The organism is Acuticoccus kalidii (assembly GCF_021556395.1).
GTDB lineage: Bacteria > Pseudomonadota > Alphaproteobacteria > Rhizobiales > Amorphaceae > Acuticoccus > Acuticoccus kalidii.
Window position 1 is genome coordinate 289173 of sequence record NZ_JAKGCS010000006.1, and the last position, 14011, is coordinate 303183.

Consider the following 14011-nt stretch of genomic DNA (forward strand, 5'->3'; position numbering starts at 1 on the left):
CGTCAGGCGGTGTGCGCGACGTAGTTTGACGGGAAGAGCGACTGTTTCGCCTCGTCGTCGACCGTGGCCTTGAAGGCGAAATTGTCCGGGATCGCGACCGCGCGGGTGACGGCAGGGCGCGCATTTACCCCCTCGAACCAGCGTTCGATCTCCGGATAGGCGCTGAGCGCGCCTTCGCCGAGAACGCGCTGATGCATTCGGATCCAGGCCCAGCCGGACATGTCGGCGATGGTGTAGGTCTCGCCCACGATATGGCCTCGTCCGGCGAGGTGCTGGTCGAGCACGCGATAGTGGCGGTGCGCCTCGAAGCGATAGCGCCGCTTGGCGTATTCGCCGCCCTCCGCCGCGCCGGCGGTCTGGAAATGGACCCATTGGCCGGAGAACGGGCCGAGGCCCGAGGCGATCCAGAAGAGCCAGGACAACAGCTCGCCCCGGTCGGTCGGGTCGCCGAGAAAGGCGCCGTGCTTTTCGGCGAGATAGAGAAGGATGGCATTGGAATCGAAGACACGCACGCCGTCATCCTCGATCGCCGGCGTCTTGCCGTTCGGGTTGATCGCGAGGAAGGCGGGGGCGTGCTGCTCGCCTTTATAGGTGTCGACGGGCACGACTTCGTAAGGAATGCCGAGCTCCTCGAGGAGGAGAGCGACCTTCATCGGATTGGGCGTGCGGTGGAAATAGAAGCGGAGCATCGGCGCCTCCCATTGTGAAGGCGTAAGAGCTATCCGGTCCGCGATCACCGGCCAATAGGGGCCATAGCACATTTTCGCGAGATCGACCCGCGTACGGTGACGGGGCCGCGGGGACGGGAGCGGTGTGCGGCCGCTCCCGAAGTCGGCCCTCAGCGGGTCGGACGGCCTTCCAGCGGATAACGCGGATCGTGGAAATGCGGGACCGCGTGCGAGCCCGGGGGGACCACGGCGTCGACCGCGGCTTCGTCGTCCGCCGTCCAGGCGACGTCGACGGCTTCGAGATAGGCTTCGAGCTGTTCGAGCGTGCGCGGGCCGACGACCGCGCCGGTGATCAGTGGGTTGGCGAGGACGAAGGCGATCGCGAAGGCCGTGGGGGCGACGCCGCGCGCCTTCGCGTGGGCGACGATCTTGTCCGCCGCGGCGATCGAGGCCGGTTGGAAGTCGGTCTCGAGGAGGCGGGTGTCGGAGGCGCTGGCGCGGCTGTCGCTGGGAACGGTGTTGCCGGAATATTTGCCGGAGAGCACGCCCCGGGCGAGCGGGCTATAGGGGAAGACGGCGATATCATAGTGGCCGCAGGCGGGCAGGACCTCGACCTCGATCGCGCGGTTCATCGCGTGATAATAAGGCTGGCAGACCACCGGGCGGGTGATGTTCGCCTGATCGCAATAACGCACGATCTCGGCGATGCGCCAGGAGCGGTGGTTGGAGACGCCGAAATAGCGGATCTTGCCGCTGCGCACGAGGTCTTCGATGGTGCGCACGGTCTCTTCGAGCGGCGTCTCGTGGTCTTCCTTGTGCAAATAGAGAACGTCGATGCGGTCGGTGTCGAGCCGCTTCAGCGAGCGCTCGACCTCGGTCATCAGCCAGGCGCGGGAGAGACCAGCGTGGTTCGGATTGTCGCCGAACGGGTTTGCCGCCTTCGTCGCGAGGACGACATCGTCGCGCTCTTTGGCGATCAGCCGGCCGACGATCTCTTCCGACTTGCCGGCATTGTAGGTGTCCGCCGTGTCGATGAAGTTGATGCCGGCTTCGCGGGCGCGCGCGTAGATGATCGCGGCGTCGCGTTCTTCGGTGCGGGCGCCGAAGGTCATCGTGCCAAGGCAAAGGGACGAGACGCGAAGGCCGCTGCGGCCGAGGCGGTTCATGGGGATCATGGGGGTCTCTCTCGGGTCGGGCGTGGTGGCGCGCATTGTCGCCAATCATGTCGACCATAGCGCCCATCGCACCCGCAGACCACGCCCGTGCGCCGTGTTCAGGGGCGGATATCAAACCATGCCGATCGCCTGTAGCCGCTCCTTCGCGCTGGCGCACGCCGCCGCGTGGAGGCGGGCGAGCACGGGGTCGGCCATCAGCTCGGCGAGGATCCGGTCGCGCGCCGGCTTCGTGCGATGGATCGAAACGTCTTCTTCGTCGTTTGTATTGAATTCGTCGTATCGCTCGCGTGAATATCGCGGGTCATCAAATATATTTTCAGGGACGGGGCGAAACACATTGCCGCGAAACGCCTTTAATTTGAACGTTTCCCATGTTCTCACGAAATGATGGTTGATCTGTGCCACCGCCCAGGAGGCCGCGACGATCCGAAAGCGGCCGCGATAGGGGTGCATTTCGTTGTCTTCTTTCACGCGGACACCGTGAGGATAGTACATCTGCGAGTGGATGCGCTTTGACGGATCCGTATCCGCAACCTCACGCGGCCGATGCGGGCCGAAAATCGGCCATCGAATATGGTCGCGAATGAGGGACTTGCATTGATTCTGGTTGTTCTGCGGCGTGGCGGCGCGGGTCTGCACGTCGGTCAACGGCGCGTCGATCCAGCCGGTGAGGCCGTTGTCGCCGAACATGCGCCAGCAGATCGGGACGAGATCGGCATCGTCGGGCAGAACGGCGAGAAGATCGGGGATTCGGCCCGCGCCGACTTTGATGTTCAGAAATTCGTCGGCGTCGAGCGTGATGACCCAATCCGCGGTGGCGACCGCCGGATAGCGACGGGCCCGCGCATAGGCCGCGGTCTGAATGTTGATGCCGATATTCTTGTACGGCGGATAATTGTCGAAATGCGTGAGATGGCCGAGCTCGGCGAGCCGGTCCAGCATGTGGTCGGTGCCATCGGTGCAATCGTTCGAGGCGACGACGATGCCGTCGAAGCCGAGCGCCAGATGGTGGGCGATCCATTCGAGAAGGTAGGGCCCTTCGTCCTTCACGGTCGCGATCATCGCGACCCGTCCATCCGCCATGTCCACCCTCCTTGGTTTGGTCCGCGTCGTTGTCTGGTTCCGCGTCGTCCGCGCGAATACGCATCGTCTCGCGGGACCAGCCATCAGCCGGTACCACGAGTCGGTGTCGCTACGATAGATTGCAATTATAGGTAGATTGTGCGCGTGTGTCACGGGCACTTTGCGTGACGCCGTCAGGGTGATGGGAAGGGTCGGCCGATGCGAGGGAGTTTGCGGGTCGCGGTGCTGCCGGGCGACGGGATCGGGCGGGAGGTCACTCCCGCCGCGCTCGCCGTCATGTCGGCCGCCGTCCGCGCGGCGGGGGCGCCGCCTCTCGGCTTCGAGGTGAAGCGCGCCGGCGCGCAGGCCTTTCTCGACACCGGCACGGCCTTGTCCGACGCCGTCGTCGAAACATGCGAGAAGGCCGACGCGATCTATCTCGGCGCCATGGGGCTGCCTCGGGTGCGCAATGTCGACGGGACGGAGATCGCGCCGGATTTCGAGCTCCGGTCGGTGTTCGAGCTTTATGCCGGCCTTCGTCCGATCCGCACGATCCCGGGCGTTCCCTCCCTCCTGAACGGAATGCTGACGCCGGATGTCGACTTCGCCGTGGTGCGCGAATCGACGGGCGGTCATTTCGGCGCCCGCTGCAAGGGCGTCGTCGAGACGGACGAGATCGCGCGGGACGAAATCACGATGACCCGCCGCCTCACCGAGCGCGTCAGCCGCTTCGCCTTCGAGGAGGCGATGCGGCGCGCCGCCGATCGTGCCCGCGCGGCGACCGTCACTCTGGTCGACAAGGCCGACCTCCTCGTCACGCACGCCTTCATGCGCACCGTGTTCGACGAAGTGGCACAGCGCTATCGTGGGATCGGCACGGCGCACCTCTATCTCGACGCGGCGATGCTCGCCCTCCTCACCCGCCCGTCGACCTTCGACGTGATCCTCACCGAAAGCCTCCTCGGCGAACTCCTCTCCACGGTGACGGCGGCGATCGTCGGCGGCCCCGGCTTCACCCCGTCCGCCGATATCGGCGACGATCACGCGCTTTTCCAACCCGCGCACGGCTCCGAGCCGGAGATCGCGGGGAGCGGACGGGCCAATCCCACCGCGGCGATCCTCTCCGGCGCCATGCTGCTCGACTGGCTCGGCGATCGTCATGAGACGGCGCCGCTCAACGACGCGGCGCGTCTCATCGAGAACGCCGTCGATGAGAGCTTCGGCTCCGGCGCCCTTCAGGTCCATGCGCACGGTGGGTCCGACGGGGTGCGGGAGGTGACGAACGAGATCCTCGATCGGCTGGAGCCGCCGAAGGGCGGGCGGCGCTGAGCTCAGGCCGTCGCCGCCGGGCAGAGACGAGCCGTGCCGTCGGGCTCGATTTCGGCGCGCCCGCCAAGTTCGAGCTCGACGAGCGCGGCCAGAACCTCGCCGACCGGCAGCCCCGTCGACCGCGCGAGCGTGTCGATCGCGATGGGGGAGAGGGAGAGACTGTCGGCGATCCGTTCGATCGTGCCGGGATGCGGATCATCCTCGAACGCCACGGGGACGGCGAAGGCGGGCGGCGGGTCTTCCGCGAACTGTCCCGTGTCCTGCTGCGGCCGCAGCGCCTGCAACACGTCCTCGGCGTCGATGGCCATCGAGGCTCCGTCGCGCAGGAGCCGCAGGCAGCCGGCGGCCCGTGGATCGAGCGGGGAGCCCGGAACGGCGAAGAGGTCGCGATTCTCGTCGAGCGCGAATCGCGCGGTGTGCAGCGCGCCGGAATTCGCCGCCGCCTCCACCACGACGACCGCTTCGGAGAGGCCCGCGATCAGCCGGTTTCGCCGGGGAAAGTCTCGCGCATAAGGCGACCAGCCGAGCGGCATTTCCGAGATCAGCGCACCGGTTCGGATGATCTCTTCGGCAAGGGCGGTGTTCGTTTCGGGCGTCGGCCGGTCGACGCCCCCCGCGAGCGCGGCGACCGTCCCGCCCGCGAGCGCGGCCTTGTGGGCCGCGGTGTCGATCCCCGTCGCGAGGCCGGAGACGACGGCGTGGCCGTGATCCGCGAACGCCGCGGCGAGGGTGCCTGCGATCGTGGTTCCGACGCTGGAGGCTTTGCGCGCGCCGACCACGGCGATCGGCCGCCGGGTCAGGATCTCGAGATCGCCGCGCACCATCAGCACCGGCGGCGGCGCGTGGATCGCGGCGAGCGAGGGCGGGTAGCCCGGTCCGCCCAGGAACACGTGCCGCGCCCCGATCCGGTCCGCCGTCTCCACCTCCCGCAGGACCGCCCCCCGTTCCGCGATGCGGATGGGGCGCTTCAGCCCGCCCGCCGCGGCGAGCGCGGGAAGCGCGTCGAGCGCCGCGGCGGCGGTGCCGTAGCGGCCGAGCAAGGCGTGGAAGGTCGCCGCGCCGACATTCTCCGAACGGATGAGGCGCAGCCAGGCGACCGCGTCCTCTTCCGTCCGCGGGCTCATGATTTGCTGCCGATCCGGCTTTCCTCGCCCGCGACGAGGCGGCGGATGTTCATGCTGTGCTTGTACCAGAGGATGGCCGTCATGATGCCGAAGACCTGGGCGAGCAGATAGTCGTCGAGCCAGACGAGGACGAACGGCGTCGCCAGCGAGGCGAGCAGCGCGGCGAGCGAGGAGTACCGCGAGACGAGCGCGGTCGCGATCCAGACGGCCGCGAAGGCGAGCCCGGCCGGCCACATCGCGGCCATCAAGCAGCCGACATAGGTGGCGACCCCTTTGCCGCCGCGGAATTTCAGCCAGACCGGGAAGAGATGGCCTAGAAACGCGCCGATCGCCGCGACCGCGGCGGCCGGCTCCCCGGCAAATTTCCAAGCGACGAGGACCGGCACCGCGCCCTTGACGGCATCGAGGAGCAGTGTCAGTGCGGCAATATCTTTGCGGCCGGTGCGTAATACGTTGGTCGCGCCAATATTTCCCGAACCAATCTTGCGAACGTCGCCGAGTCCGGCGGCGCGAGTCAAAATTAATCCAAATGGAATCGATCCGCACAGGTAACTAAAAGCGAAAAAGAAGACGAAATACGGCCATGCGTCGGCCCAGGTGATCGGATCCGGCATTGAATGTCCCGATTGTGTTGCCTGTACGCCGCGATAGGTGGCTGAATATTCACCGTCTCGCAAGTCGGGCGTTGCTGCAAGCAACCATGACGGGTACACGTTAACGCGTGGGTAATGGGTGTGCGGGTCCGGGGTCCGGTCGGGGGATGGCGCGGTGCATAAGACAATGGACGAGACGCTGACCCGGCGCATCGGCGTGCGCCGCGGCGAGGCGAGTGATGCGCCGTCGTCGCGGACGCCCGATTATGCCGGGCTCAACGCCTATGGCGCCGACCCCGTCCTCGTCGCCTGTCTCGAGTCCGCACTCGACGAAGCGATGGAGGACGAGCTTCAGGCCCTCGGCGCCTATTGGGGCTCGGCCGAGGCGCAGGAAGTCGCCCGCCTCGCCGCGACGCACGGGCCCACTTTGCGGCCGCTCGATTTCGAGGGACGGCGGATCGACCAGGTGGAGATCCACCCCGCCTATCACGCGCTGATGAACCGAAGCGTCGTCTCGGGCCTCCTGTCGTGCGCCTGGGAGGAGGGGGAGGATCGCCGCCAGCACCGCCGCCGCGCCGCCGCCCTCTTTCTGACCGCGCAGTGCGAGCGGGGGCACCTCTTCCCGGTCTCGGCGACCCACACCGCGATCGCCGCGCTCGCCTACGCGACCGACCTCGAGACCGAGCTTTTCCCCCTCATCGCGAGCCGCCGTTACGACCGCCGCCCCATCCCCCTCGAGGAGAAGGACGGGGCGACCGTCACGCTCGCCCTTGCGGAGCGTGATGCCGGTCTCGACCGCACGAACATCACGATGCGCGGCGAGATGACCGCCGGCGATCGGCTCCGCGTCACCGGCGAGAAGTGGCTCGTCGCCGCTCCCAATTCCGATATGGCGCTAACCCTCTGCCGGACGAGCGAGGGCCCCACCGTCGCCATGGTCCCCCGCTTCGCGCCGGAGAACGCCGAGGCGGTGCGGATCGACCGGCTCATGTCGGTCGGCGGTCTCGGCGCGCAGGCGCTCGCCACGATGCGTTTCGACGGGGCGCACGCCCGCCTCATCGGCGAGCCCGGCCGCGGCCTTCAGGTCATGCGCGACGTCCGCACGCTCACCCAGCTCGACGCCGTGTTGATCAGCGCCGGCGCGATGCGCGCCGCCATCGCCCGCGCCGCGCACGCCGCGCGCTACCGCCAGAGCTTCGGACGCGCGTTGATCGCGCAGCCTTTGCACGCGCGCGTCCTCGCCGATCTCGCGCTCGAAAGCGCGGCCCACACCGCGCTCGCGATGCGCCTCGCCAGCGCGTTCGACCAGGCCTTCGAGCGCGATGGCGACCATGCCCTCGCCCGCATCGTGACGCCCGCGGCGCGCATCTATGCGCTCAAGGCGGCCCCCGCCGTCCTCGCCGAAACGCGGGACGCGATGGGTGTGCTCGCCGCGGTCGACGAGCATCCCGTCGCCCGGATCGAGGCGGACCTGTCGGTCCTCGGCCAGTGGGAGGGGAGCGCCAGCGAAGCCGCGCTCGAACTCGCCGCCTTGGTGGAACGGGACCCGAATGTCCTCGCCGACGCGCTCGACGAGATCAGCGCCGACCTCGGCAACCAGAACGGCGATATCGTCGACGATGTGGCCCGGCTCGGCGAGCGGGCGGCGGCGGATGTCTCGCTCGCCCGCGTCTTCGCCGAGCAGCTCGCGATGCTGGCCGCCGCGGGCACGATGCGGCGCAACCTGCCGCGCGTGGTGTCGGACGCCTATATCGCCTCGCGCCTGCGCGACCGGCACCGCGTCGCCTACGGCGCGCTCGACGGCCGGTTCGATGCCGAAGCGCTGATCGACTTCATCGTTCCCGAGGGCTGATCCCCCGGTCAGCGGAAGTGCCGACGGATCACCTTTCCGGTGGTCGTGAGGGGGATCTCGTCCACGAACTCCACGATGCGCGGATATTCGTGCGCCGACAGGCGTTCGCGCACATGGGCCTGGATCCCGGCCTTCATCGCCTCGTCGGAAGGGGCGCCGGGCCGGAGCTTCACGAAGGCGGCGACGACCTCGCCTCGGATCGAATCCGGCCGGCCGACCACCGCGGCGAGCGAGATTTCGGGATGCCCGGCGAGGCAATCCTCGATCTCGCCCGGCCCGATCCGATAGCCCGACGAGTTGATCACGTCATCGTCGCGCCCGACGAAGGTGATGCCGTCCGGTCCGGCGATCCCCTGATCGCCCGTCATCAGCCACGGGCCGCGGAATTTGTCGGCCGTCGCCTCGTCATTGCGCCAATAGCCGAGAAACGTGACGGGATCGGGCGCGGCGATGGCGATCGTTCCCTGCTCGCCCTCGGCGAGGGGCGTGCCGTCCTCGTCGACGATCGCGACGCGGTGGCCCGGAACCGGCCGGCCGATCACGCCGGGCGCGGCGATGCCCCAGCGCCGGCAGCTCGACAGGACGAGATTGCACTCGGTCTGCCCATAAAACTCGTTGATCGTGAGGCCGAGATGCTCGCGCGCCCAATGGAAGGTCACCGCGCCGAGCTGTTCGCCGCCCGAGCCGACGGACCGCAGCCGCACCGTCGGCCGTGTGTCGCGCATCATGCGCAGCGCCGTCGGGGGAATGAAGGCGTTCACCACGCCGGCGCGCTCGATCCAGTCGAGCGCCTCGTCCGGCTCGAAACGCTGGTTGCGCTGGGCGACGACCGGCACCCCCATCATCAGCCCCGGCAAGAGGACGTTGAGGAGACCGCCCGCCCAGGCCCAATCCGCCGGGGTCCAAAGTCGGTCCCCGTCCTGCGGCATCAGATCGTGGTGCATCTGGACGCCCGGAACATGGCCGATCAGCACGCGGTGGCCATGCAGCACGCCCTTCGGCTGGCCGGTAGTGCCGGAGGTGAAGATCATCATCGCCGGATCGTCCGGCTGCGTGGCGACGGACGCGAAGCGGTCGCTCGCTCTGTCGAGGAGGGGGGCGAGGGCGGTGGCGTTCGGGGCGGGTCCGTCGATCGTGAGGATGCGCGCGGCGAGCGGCGGCATCCGCTCCGCGCCGGCGACGGTCGTCGCGATCACCGAGACACCGGCATGATCGACCCGGTACGCGATTGCGTCGGGCCCGAACACGGCGGCGAGCGGTACGGCGATCGCCCCCATCCGGTAGATGGCGAGATGGGTGACCACCGTTTCGAGGCATTGGCCGAGATGCACCGCGACCCGGTCGCCGCGCGCCACGCCCAGTGCCGCGAGAACGTTCGCCATCCGGTTGGTCGCGGCCGCGAGCGCGCCATAGGAGACCGCGCGCGGCGCGCCCCGCTCATCGGGGACGATCAGGGCGGTCTTGTCCGGCGCATGGGCGGCCCAGGCGAAGCAGCAGGCCTCGGCGATGTTGAACGCGGACGGCTGCGGCCAGCGAAAGCGGGCCATAGCCGCGTCGTAGGAGGCGAACGCGGCGAGGTAGATCACGGGACGAAACCTTCGCAAGGGCTGGCCGGGACGGGCGGCCGTCCGGCGAGACGGCCTTCGCGCAACCCTATAGGGGGATCAGGGGGCGGGATCATCCTCGATGTACGCTGCGCATGCCGGCCGTCAGTGGGGCACGCCGAGATAGGCGTCGATGACGTTTTGATCGCGCCGCACCTCGTCGGGCGTGCCGTCGGCGATCTTCTCGCCATAATCGAGCACGACGACGCGGTCCGAAATGTCCATCACGACGCCCATATCGTGCTCGATGAGGGCGATGGTGGTGCCGAACTCCTCACGCACGTCGAGAATGAAGCGGCACATGTCTTCCTTCTCCTCGACGTTCATGCCCGCCATCGGCTCGTCGAGGAGGAGGAGGTCGGGCTCCATCGCGAGCGCCCGGCCGAGCTCCACCCGCTTCTGGAGGCCGTAGGGAAGCCGCCCGACGGACGTCTTGCGGATCGCTTCGATCTCCAGAAAATCGATAATGTCCTCCACCCGCCGGCGGTGCGCGACCTCCTCCTCGAGCGCCGGACCGACGCGCAAGAGCTGCCAGAAAAAGCCGCGATGCATCTTGAGCGTCCGGCCGGACATGATGTTGTCGAGCGTCGTCATCCCCTTGAAGAGGGCGACATTCTGGAAGGTCCGCGCGATCCCGCTCGCCGCGGCCTGGTAGGGCCGCATCCGCCGGCGGGGGACGCCTTTGTAGGTGATCGTCCCCTCTTGCGGATAATAGAAGCCGTTGATCACGTTGAGCATCGACGTCTTCCCGGCGCCGTTGGGGCCGATGATGGCGCGGATCTCGCCTTTCCGAATATCGAGCGAGACCCCGCGGATCGCCTTCACGCCGCCGAACGAGAGGGAAACGTCGCGCACATCGAGAAGCGGAGGCGCGCTTGCCATCTGTGGTGGTATGGCGGTCCGCGTGTCGTCGAGCGCGTCGATGGCCATCACCCGTTATTCCCCCTGAAGGCCGCGATGATCGTTGAAGTTTATCGCGTCGTATCCGGCCCGTTGGGCCAAGTTTGCCAGTGCGGCGTCCACCGTCAAGAGCGTGAGGGATCGGACGCCGCCGGCGCGGGGAGGCGCGGGGAGGCAGGGGAGGCGGGGGGATGGGGCGCCCTATGCCGGATGCTTCTGCGCGGCGTCGATCCGGCGTTTGCGGCGGGCGAAGATGTTGAGCACCTCGACGAGGCTCGAAAAGGCCATCGCGGCGTAGACATAGCCCTTCGGCACGTGGAAGCCGAAACCGTCGGCGATCAGCGTCATCCCGATCATGAGCAGGAAGCCGAGGGCGAGCATGACGACCGTCGGGTTCCGCTCCAGGAAGCGCGAGAGCGGGCCGGCGGCGGCGAGCATGGTGCCGACGGCGATCACGACGGCCACCACCATGATGCCGATCTCATCGGTCATCCCGACGGCGGTGATGATGGAGTCCAGCGAGAAGACGAGGTCGAGGAGCAGGATCTGCACGACCACCGCCCCCATCGTCGCCGTCACCGCCTTGCCCATCATGCCCTCTTTCGCGTCCTCCGGGTCGACCGAATGGTGGATCTCGGTGGTCGCCTTCCAGACGAGGAAGAGGCCGCCCGCGATGAGGACGAGATCGCGATAGGTGAAGGCGTGGTCGAACAGCTCGAACACCGGCTGGGTGAGGTGCACGATCACGAAGACCAGCGAGAGGAGCACGAGCCGTAGAATGAGCGCGAGGCCGATGCCGATCCGCCGCGCCGACGCCCGCTGCGCCTCGGGCAGCTTGTTGGTGATGAGCGAGATGAACACGAGATTGTCGATCCCGAGGATGATCTCCATCGCAATCAGGGTGACGAGCGCCGCGTAGGTGGTGGGATCGGAGAGGAAGGCGAAAAACTCGGTCATCGAAGGCCCATTCGTGTTCAACGGTTCGCGAACAGGACTGAGCTAGAGCGTCGCAGCGACGAAACAATGCACCCGCGCCGCGATCACCACGCTTTCGCGCCTCAGGCGGCGGCTTTGGCGCGGCTGGTCGTGGTCTCGGCGTCGTGGATCGCGACGGTCGCCTGGATGAGCCCCTTCCGTCCGTCCTCGAAGGTGACTTCGGTCGAGATGAAGCAGTCCGTCTTGCCGCCATAAAGCGCCTCGACCAGCGGGGCGTAGCGCTCGGCGACGAAGGCGCGGCGGACCTTCTGGGTGCGGGTGAGTTCGCCGTCGTCGGCGTCGAGCTCTTTGTGGAGGACGAGGAAGCGGCGGATCTGCATCCCGGCCATCTGCGGGTCGTCCGCAAGCGCGCGGTTGGTCGCGGCGACATGGGCGCGGATCGTCTCCGCGACGCGGGGGTGCTGCGCGAGCTCCTGATAGGAGGCGTAGGCGATGTTGTTGCGCTCGGCCCAGTTGCCGACGGCGATGAGATCGATATTCAGCATCGCCGTGACGAAGTCGCGGCCGTCCCCGTAGGTCACGGCCTCACGGATTTCGGGAAAGAATTTCAGTTTGTTTTCGAGATATTTGGGCGCGAAAAGCGAGCCGTCGGTGAGGCGGCCGACGTCTTTGGCGCGATCGATGATCTTGAGCTGGCCGTCCGGCTCGAAGATGCCGGCATCGCCGGTCTTGACGAAACCGTCCTCTGTGAGGGCCTCGACCGTCTTGTCGGCCGCCTTGAAATAGCCGGTGAACATGCCCGGCGACTTGAACAGAACCTCGCCCTTGTCGGCGAGCTTGATCGTGACGCCCGTCATCGCGGGGCCGACCGTGTCGGCGCGAACGGCGCCGTCGGCCTGGGCGGTGATGTAGAGAAACGCCTCGGTCTGGCCGTAGAGCTGTTTGAGGTTGATGCCGAGCGAGCGGAAAAACGAGAAGAGATCCGGCCCGATCGCCTCGCCCGCCGTGTACGCCGTCCGAATTCGGCTGAAGCCGAGGACGTTCTTCAGCGGGCCGTAGACGAGCCGTTCGCCGAGCCAATAAGCGATGCGGCCCGGCAGCGGCACCGGCCGCCCGTCGAGGATCGCCTCGCCATGGCGTTTGGCGACGCGCATGAAGTGGTGGAACATCGCCCGCTTCGGCCGGCTCGCATCCTCCATGCGGATGAGGACGCGGGTGAGGAGGCTCTCGAACACGCGCGGCGGCGCGAAATAGAAGGTCGGCCCGATCTCGCGGAGATCTTGCTGCACTGTGTCCGGGCTTTCCGGGCACGCCATGCAGAACCCCGCGACGAGGCCTTGCGCATAATTGAGATAATGATCGCCCACCCAGGCGAGCGGCAGATAGGCGAGCACCTCGTCGCGCTCGCTGATATGGTCGAACGCGGCGGTGTCGCGCGCGGCGGCGACGGCGCCGGCGGCCGGCAACACGACGCCCTTCGACTGGCCGGTGGTGCCGGAGGTGTAGAGGATCGTCGACGGATCGTCCCCCGAGGCGGCCATGATGCGCCGCTCCCAACTCGCGGCGAGTTTGGGGTCGGTGGCGAGCCGGTCGGCGCCGATCGCCTGGACGGCGCTGAAGGCGTGGAGGTGCTCGGGATCGTAGTCGCGCAGGCCGCGCGGCTCGTCATAGATCAGCGTCTTCAGCTTCGGCAGCCGCTCCTGCTCGCCGAGACATTTGTCGACCTGCTCCTGGTCCTGGCAGACGGCGAAGCTTGCGTCGGCATGGTCGAGAACGAAGGCCATCTCCTCGGCGACGGCGTCGGAATAGACCGGGACGGGGATCGCCTGGAGCGACTGGGCGGCGACGAAGGTCCAATAAAGGCGCGGACGGTTGCCGCCGATGATCGCGACCGTGTCACCTCGTTTGACGCCGAGCGCTTCGAGACCGAGGGCGAAGCGCATCACCTCGTCTTTCATCTGCGCCCAGGTCCAGGTCCGCCAGATGCCGAGATCCTTCTGCCGCATCGCCGGCCGGTCGGCCCGCCGGCGCGCATTGTCGAGCAGAAGCTTCGGGAAGGTGTCCCCCTCGGCCTGTTCGGGCGGATGCGGGCGGCTCTCCATGGCGGCGTCCCCGAGCGTGTTCTTGTCGTTGCAACCATAGAGCACAAAATCGCGGGCCGATCATCCGCCCTTTAGAGTTTCCTGCGAGAAAAGGGCGGGATCCTCCGTGAGGCTGCGATGATCAAACTGGCGCTCGAAAACTTCACTCTGACGCTGTTTCTGGTCGGCCTCGTCGCCGGTCTCGTCGTCTTCCTGGCGGGGAGGGCGCGCACCGGGCACGCGCTCGCCGAGGCGATGCTTGCGACGTTCCTGTTCTTCTCGGTCGGCGTCAGCTATCTCTACAACTTCGTGATGCACACCGTCTTCGGGGAGATCGCGGCCCGGTTCATCGGCTGGGAGCAGAGCCCGTTTCAGGCGGAGGTGGGCTTTGCGAGCCTCGGCTTCGCGGCGGTCGGCGTCTTCGCGACATGGTCCGGCTTTTCGGCGCGCGTGGCGGCTGTCCTCGGTCCGGCGCTTTTTATGCTCGGCGCCGCGGGCGGGCACATCCGGCAGATGATCGTCGCGGACAATTTCGCGCCGGGCAATGCCGGGGTTATTTTCTATACGGATATCGGCTTTGCCTTTGTCGGCGCGGCACTTCTCGTGTGGTGGTGGCGCACGCGGCCGACGTCAGGCGTCCGCCTTTAAGGCGCGTTTCGGCAAAGGGGCGCGCCGCCTTGCGGCGCG

At 67.5% G+C, this 14011-nt stretch carries 12 protein-coding genes; 3 read left to right on the forward strand and 9 right to left on the reverse strand.

Annotation, left to right across the window (positions count from 1 at the left end; all coding sequences use genetic code 11):
- Positions 1–2 precede the first annotated feature (2 nt).
- The 3 genes from L1787_RS02650 to L1787_RS02660 form a co-directional block, all read right to left on the reverse strand.
- Entirely contained in the window at positions 3–689 is a 687-nt protein-coding gene (locus L1787_RS02650; protein ID WP_235706921.1) for a glutathione S-transferase family protein, read from the reverse strand.
- A 149-nt stretch (positions 690–838) separates the two neighbouring features.
- Positions 839–1840 carry an aldo/keto reductase gene (locus L1787_RS02655; protein WP_235707161.1) on the reverse strand — a complete coding sequence of 334 codons (1002 nt, stop codon included), beginning with the start codon at positions 1838–1840 and terminating at the stop codon, positions 839–841.
- A gap of 114 nt (positions 1841–1954) precedes the next feature.
- Positions 1955–2926, reverse strand: coding sequence for a glycosyltransferase family 2 protein (locus L1787_RS02660; protein ID WP_235706922.1), 972 nt, complete (start codon positions 2924–2926; stop codon positions 1955–1957).
- A 198-nt stretch (positions 2927–3124) separates the two neighbouring features.
- Here L1787_RS02660 and L1787_RS02665 point away from each other — a divergent pair, with 198 nt between their 5' ends.
- Positions 3125–4234: an isocitrate/isopropylmalate family dehydrogenase gene (locus L1787_RS02665; protein WP_235706923.1), complete on the forward strand. Its 1110-nt coding sequence runs from the start codon at positions 3125–3127 to the stop codon at positions 4232–4234.
- Between the two features lie 2 nt (positions 4235–4236).
- Here the strand turns inward: L1787_RS02665 and dprA are convergent, their stop codons facing one another.
- Complete coding sequence (dprA, locus tag L1787_RS02670) at positions 4237–5358, reverse strand: DNA-processing protein DprA (RefSeq protein WP_235706924.1); 1122 nt, start codon at positions 5356–5358, stop codon at positions 4237–4239.
- Entirely contained in the window at positions 5355–5972 is a 618-nt protein-coding gene (gene plsY, locus L1787_RS02675; RefSeq protein WP_235707162.1) for a glycerol-3-phosphate 1-O-acyltransferase PlsY, read from the reverse strand. Before plsY ends, dprA begins: the two co-directional genes overlap by 4 nt.
- 154 nt (positions 5973–6126) lie before the next feature.
- Between plsY and L1787_RS02680 the strand changes: the two genes are divergently transcribed.
- Positions 6127–7803, forward strand: coding sequence for an acyl-CoA dehydrogenase family protein (locus tag L1787_RS02680; RefSeq protein WP_235706925.1), 1677 nt, complete (start codon positions 6127–6129; stop codon positions 7801–7803).
- Between the two features lie 8 nt (positions 7804–7811).
- Here the strand turns inward: L1787_RS02680 and L1787_RS02685 are convergent, their stop codons facing one another.
- From L1787_RS02685 to L1787_RS02700, 4 genes are all read right to left on the reverse strand, one after another.
- The gene (locus L1787_RS02685) at positions 7812–9350 is read right to left on the reverse strand and encodes an AMP-binding protein (protein ID WP_255720216.1); all 1539 of its coding nucleotides are present in this window, start codon (positions 9348–9350) and stop codon (positions 7812–7814) included.
- Positions 9351–9512: 162 nt separating this feature from the next.
- Positions 9513–10289 (reverse strand): ABC transporter ATP-binding protein, encoded by a 777-nt coding sequence (locus tag L1787_RS02690; RefSeq protein WP_235707163.1) that lies wholly within the window; start codon positions 10287–10289, stop codon positions 9513–9515.
- Between the two features lie 219 nt (positions 10290–10508).
- The gene (locus L1787_RS02695) at positions 10509–11264 is read right to left on the reverse strand and encodes a TerC family protein (RefSeq protein ID WP_235706927.1); all 756 of its coding nucleotides are present in this window, start codon (positions 11262–11264) and stop codon (positions 10509–10511) included.
- Between the two features lie 101 nt (positions 11265–11365).
- Complete coding sequence (locus L1787_RS02700) at positions 11366–13345, reverse strand: AMP-binding protein (protein WP_235706928.1); 1980 nt, start codon at positions 13343–13345, stop codon at positions 11366–11368.
- Positions 13346–13462: 117 nt separating this feature from the next.
- Between L1787_RS02700 and L1787_RS02705 the strand changes: the two genes are divergently transcribed.
- Positions 13463–13972: a DUF6790 family protein gene (locus L1787_RS02705; protein WP_235706929.1), complete on the forward strand. Its 510-nt coding sequence runs from the start codon at positions 13463–13465 to the stop codon at positions 13970–13972.
- The last annotated feature ends 39 nt before the right edge of the window (positions 13973–14011 follow it).

Coding starts and splice junctions, on each gene's coding strand:
- L1787_RS02650 (WP_235706921.1), bottom strand. CDS start 689: ATGCTCCGCTTCTATTTCCACCGCACGCCCAATCCGATGAAGGTCGCT.
- L1787_RS02660 (WP_235706922.1), bottom strand. CDS start 2,926: ATGGCGGATGGACGGGTCGCGATGATCGCGACCGTGAAGGACGAAGGG.
- L1787_RS02665 (WP_235706923.1), top strand. CDS start 3,125: ATGCGAGGGAGTTTGCGGGTCGCGGTGCTGCCGGGCGACGGGATCGGG.
- dprA (WP_235706924.1), bottom strand. CDS start 5,358: ATGAGCCCGCGGACGGAAGAGGACGCGGTCGCCTGGCTGCGCCTCATC.
- plsY (WP_235707162.1), bottom strand. CDS start 5,972: ATGCCGGATCCGATCACCTGGGCCGACGCATGGCCGTATTTCGTCTTC.
- L1787_RS02685 (WP_255720216.1), bottom strand. CDS start 9,350: ATGGCCCGCTTTCGCTGGCCGCAGCCGTCCGCGTTCAACATCGCCGAG.
- L1787_RS02690 (WP_235707163.1), bottom strand. CDS start 10,289: ATGGCAAGCGCGCCTCCGCTTCTCGATGTGCGCGACGTTTCCCTCTCG.
- L1787_RS02695 (WP_235706927.1), bottom strand. CDS start 11,264: ATGACCGAGTTTTTCGCCTTCCTCTCCGATCCCACCACCTACGCGGCG.
- L1787_RS02700 (WP_235706928.1), bottom strand. CDS start 13,345: ATGGAGAGCCGCCCGCATCCGCCCGAACAGGCCGAGGGGGACACCTTC.
- L1787_RS02705 (WP_235706929.1), top strand. CDS start 13,463: ATGATCAAACTGGCGCTCGAAAACTTCACTCTGACGCTGTTTCTGGTC.